Genomic DNA, 3,447 nt, shown 5'->3' on the forward strand with positions numbered 1-3,447 from the left:
GGCCTGCCGTTCAAGGCCGATGAAACTCTTCATCGTCTCGCTCAGGGCCTTCATCGACTTAACGCGCTCCGGCATGCTGATGATGGCAGGGTAAAGCTCGTTAAGGCGGTCGTGCCCGTTTTCATCTACGTCCAGCATTAGCTTGCCCAACTTACACAGAGACTCAACGACTGCGCACTCCGCCTCAAGCTCATCAAACAGCGGGTTGGCTAGGGTTCTAGCCCGGCGGATATCACCGCAATGCTCCATTCGTACTTTGGCAATAACTTCGGCGGTAGCCTCGATTAGTATGCGTTCGGATAAAGTTGTTTCGCTGCGTACCTGCGTGCGTACCTCTGCTTTGCGTACCAGATCTTCAGCGCGTTCTTTCACCTTCGCATTCAGGTCACGTGACCATTCATAACGTTTGGGGCGTTTACGGATAGCGCCTTCGCTAATGCCGTGCTGCGATGCAATTTCACGGAGGGACATCACTCCGGCCCGGTAAGCCGATTCGATAGCCTCCCAGTCCGGCTTGCTCATTGATCGCTCTCTTAGTTAAAGGAAGATTTATTTTGGCCGATAACTTATCGGTAAGTAAGTTTAAAAGGGATTATGTATGACCACTAAAAACATCATATTAACTATCGTTACATTTATCGTATTTGCAATTGGCTGTTGGCGCATGTACGTTTCGATATCAATGGTTGCAGTGTTTGCAATTTTATTGGCCTTGTACGCGACTCTTCAGTCTGCCATTGAGGCCGCAGATTTTAAGGAGCCTAGACGTAAAGAAGTATTCCTCTTTATAGCAAAGACAGTTGTGACAGTAATAACGTGCCTGGCAGCGATTCATACGCAAAGTTAAACTATGCTGGTCAGGTGCGATGATCCGTTTTCTCTGCACCCCACCCGAATAGCTGCTTGCGTGGCTTTCAAATCGATGAGGTACTCACGGCAAAACAGTCCTGTTTTGCGTTGAGTGCCATGTAACCTCCAGAAGGAAATGACTTGTGAGAAAGTTGATATGTCTAATTACGTTCGTAGCAACATGCGGATTCGGATATCAGGCCTACCAGCACCATGGGCTAGCTTCCATCCTAGCTTTTTTAGGGAGCCTGGTAGCCTTTCTTACTGCTGTGGCCAACTTGTTAAGTGAAAAGAAAAAATCTTCTTCTATCAGTCAAGTGATTGGTAAAAACTCCACAGGAATTCAGGTGGGTGGCAACTTCACCGTTAATGAGAAAGATAAAAAATGAGTATTTTCGACAATAAGTCTGGTCAGCATGTTGGAGATGGTTCATCCTCGATTCAGGTAGCTGGTAATTTTACAATCGGAAATACCAGCACAGAGGTCATAGCGATCTGTGAATTAGTAGTAAAATCTCAAATGGCATCCTTGAAAGAGGATGCATATAAAATTGTTGACCAAAGAGCTAAAGAGTTTGGTCAACAAATCGCGGTTAAATTATCTGAAGACTTAGATGAAAAGGTCGCGGCCAAGTTAGCGGATCCTGATATTCAGTATTCGATAAATCAAGCTGTAACTCAAGTTGCACGAAAAGGCTTTGATGAAAAATCCGAACTTCTGAAAGAGTTAATTGTTTCTAAAATCGAAAGTACTCAAGAAGAAGATAGCATCTTAATTGACCAAGCATTAGATGCCACCCCAAGAATGACCACGAATGAAATAAAATTTTTGGCATGGATTTATTATTTACGATCAATTTTTAAACTTGCCAACGGTATAAATGTCACCCAACTCGCGGAGGAAAAAAAGACTCATTTCGCGTTAACAGGATTCACCTTGGCAGAAAACTATAAGCTGCATAAATCCATGTACTCTGACTATAACTTCGATCATGTAAAATTTTTAGGAGAACAAGCTACCCTTAAGCATATAAATAAGGACTACCTGGAGATTAAAGGGGTCATTTTTTCTGATAAAAGTTATCAAATATCCTATCAAGATTTAATAGGCAAAAGAACAGGCTATGACAACTTTGAATCTGAACAAGCATTTTTGGAGGCATTTCCAGCTATCAAGACGACTTTAGATTCTTTTGGCATATCAAATCTTAGCGTATTTAATTCCTATGTTATTAATCCGATAGGCACCATGATTGCTGAGAACTACCTCAAGGCTCGTGAATTCTTAATGTAATAGAAATAGTATGCTGAATCAGGAGTTGAGTGCATCCTTATTGAATGCTGAGGATGTCATATCAACTCCTGGCAATAGCTGAAACCTTAAAGCTAAAATTCAGTTGGCTGGAGCACGGCCCTGACGAGTGCCATGATGCCTTTTTGCAGATCAGTCTTTCCGATAAGAGCCCAACGGCGCGGCTCTGCAATGGCGTGGCGAGCAATCACATCAGGCTCAGGCTCAGGAGCCGTAAAAAATGCACCGCCAAGCGCGTTTGCCTGAAACGCTTTAATCTTTTGCGGTATAAGATCTTGAGTGCCAATCATGCTAATCACCTGATCATGCAATTCTAATAACTCTTTCCCTTTCGCTTTTAATTCATTAATGTTTCCGTAGAGGACGGGAAAACAATGCCTACGTTTCGCGAGCAGCACTCTCTATCCGAGCGTCTGTATGAGGAGCAAGGCATCAACACCCAGCTGCTCCTGGGTCATTCATCAGACAGGATGACAGCGCAGTATCACAACGATCGCGGTCTCGACTGGGTGAAAGTGAAGGTGTAGCTACGTGAATAATTGGGCCGTATCTCCCTGCAAATTTCGCAGAATTTAAGGATTCATTTTGGGGAGGAATTTTGGAGGAGTTTTGGGGAAGAAAAAAACGGACAAAAAAACCGGGCATCGCGCCCGGTTCTGTTTCCAGCCTGAAAAAGCCCTACGCACTCAACCCGCGATTCACCAGCATCGGCTCGATCTGCGGATCGTGCCCACGCCACGCGCGATAAAGTTCAGCCAAATCAGTACTGTTCCCACGCGACAAAATCGCCTCACGGAATTTATCTCCGTTTTCGCGGGTCAGCCCGCCCTCTTCCACAAACCACTGATAACCGTCGTCGGCCAGCATTTGTGTCCACAGATAGGCGTAATAGCCTGCCGCGTAGCCACCACCGAAGATATGGGCGAAGTAGCTGCTGCGATAGCGCGGTGGCACGGCAGGGAGATCCAGCTGTTCGCGCTCCAGCGCCGCGGCTTCGAACGCCTCCACATCTGCTGGCGCTTCGCTGGCGGTTATTCCGTGCCAGTTCATGTCCAGCAGCGCGGCGCTGAGCAGCTCGGTCATGTCATAGCCTTTATTAAACTGGGTGGCACTGACCATTTTCTCCCGCAGGGCGTCGGGCATCGGCTCCCCGGTTTCGTAATGGCGGGCATAGTGGGCAAAGACCTCGGGGTGGCTGGCCCAGTGTTCGTTTATTTGCGACGGGAACTCTACGAAATCCCGCGGCGTATTAGTGCCAGAGAGCGTGGCGTAACGCTGGCTGGCAA

The 3,447-nt window shown here is 46.6% G+C and carries 6 protein-coding genes and 1 pseudogene; 4 read left to right on the forward strand and 3 right to left on the reverse strand.

Features of this window, described 5'->3' with window-relative positions:
• A partial coding sequence (locus WFM46_RS23200) for a hypothetical protein (protein ID WP_336998664.1) occupies positions 1-522 on the reverse strand: 522 nt, incomplete at its 3' end.
• Between the two features lie 76 nt (positions 523-598).
• Here WFM46_RS23200 and WFM46_RS23205 point away from each other — a divergent pair.
• The 3 genes from WFM46_RS23205 to WFM46_RS23215 all read left to right on the forward strand — a co-directional run bounded on the left by WFM46_RS23205 (position 599) and on the right by WFM46_RS23215 (position 2,143).
• The gene (locus tag WFM46_RS23205) at positions 599-847 is read left to right on the forward strand and encodes a hypothetical protein (protein ID WP_327060262.1); all 249 of its coding nucleotides are present in this window, start codon (positions 599-601) and stop codon (positions 845-847) included.
• 145 nt (positions 848-992) lie between these two features.
• Entirely contained in the window at positions 993-1,238 is a 246-nt protein-coding gene (locus WFM46_RS23210; RefSeq protein ID WP_327060263.1) for a hypothetical protein, read from the forward strand.
• Positions 1,235-2,143, forward strand: a complete 909-nt coding sequence (locus tag WFM46_RS23215; protein ID WP_336998665.1) for an LPO_1073/Vpar_1526 family protein — start codon at positions 1,235-1,237, stop codon at positions 2,141-2,143. Before WFM46_RS23210 ends, WFM46_RS23215 begins: the two co-directional genes overlap by 4 nt.
• Before the next feature lie 92 nt (positions 2,144-2,235).
• On the opposite strand, the gene WFM46_RS23220 is transcribed toward WFM46_RS23215, so the two are convergent.
• Positions 2,236-2,451 carry a hypothetical protein gene (locus tag WFM46_RS23220; protein ID WP_327060265.1) on the reverse strand — a complete coding sequence of 72 codons (216 nt, stop codon included), beginning with the start codon at positions 2,449-2,451 and terminating at the stop codon, positions 2,236-2,238.
• Between the two features lie 81 nt (positions 2,452-2,532).
• On the opposite strand from WFM46_RS23220, the pseudogene WFM46_RS23225 reads away from it, so the two are divergent.
• Positions 2,533-2,688 (forward strand): annotated as a pseudogene (locus WFM46_RS23225) (integrase); the annotation flags it as partial.
• A gap of 151 nt (positions 2,689-2,839) precedes the next feature.
• On the opposite strand, the gene WFM46_RS23230 reads toward WFM46_RS23225, so the two are convergent.
• Positions 2,840-3,447, reverse strand: a 608-nt coding sequence (locus WFM46_RS23230) for a M3 family metallopeptidase (RefSeq protein WP_336998666.1), incomplete at its 5' end; no start/stop codon positions are given.

Origin of the sequence: Leclercia sp. M50 (genome assembly GCF_037150775.1) — a bacterium.
Lineage (GTDB): Bacteria > Pseudomonadota > Gammaproteobacteria > Enterobacterales > Enterobacteriaceae > Enterobacter.

What these genes read in the sequence shown, in the direction of transcription:
- WFM46_RS23205 (WP_327060262.1), top strand. Translation starts at nt 599, where the DNA reads ATGACCACTAAAAACATCATATTAACTATCGTTACATTTATCGTATTT.
- WFM46_RS23215 (WP_336998665.1), top strand. Translation starts at nt 1,235, where the DNA reads ATGAGTATTTTCGACAATAAGTCTGGTCAGCATGTTGGAGATGGTTCA.
- WFM46_RS23220 (WP_327060265.1), bottom strand. Translation starts at nt 2,451, where the DNA reads ATGATTGGCACTCAAGATCTTATACCGCAAAAGATTAAAGCGTTTCAG.